This is a genomic window from Pseudoalteromonas sp. SANK 73390 (genome assembly GCF_054966645.1).
Genome location: NZ_ARPN01000162.1, coordinates 1 through 280, shown reverse-complemented (window position 1 = coordinate 280; position 280 = coordinate 1). Strand labels below are relative to the sequence as shown.

General features: G+C 46.1%; 2 tRNA genes. Both read left to right on the top strand.

Features of this window, described 5'->3' with window-relative positions:
* Positions 1-14: 14 nt before the first annotated feature.
* A tRNA-Cys gene (locus SANK73390_RS19075) sits at positions 15-88 on the top strand.
* A 34-nt stretch (positions 89-122) separates the two neighbouring features.
* Positions 123-209: transfer RNA gene (locus SANK73390_RS19070), tRNA-Leu, on the top strand.
* The last annotated feature ends 71 nt before the right edge of the window (positions 210-280 follow it).

Here is a 280-nt window from a genome sequence, read left to right as displayed (position 1 = left end):
TTTTTAATTATGACGGCGGAATGGCAGAGTGGCTATGCAGCGGATTGCAAATCCGTCCACCTCGGTTCGACTCCGGGTTCCGCCTCCATATCTCAACACTCCACATGCGAAAGCAACCCGATGCCCGGGTGGTGGAATTGGTAGACACAAGGGATTTAAAATCCCTCGTCCGTAAGGACGTGCCGGTTCAAGTCCGGCCCCGGGCACCATTTGATTAGAGTATAATTAGGTAGCAATTATAAATATCATTATCGTGTTTTTATAATTTTACTCAAATAAT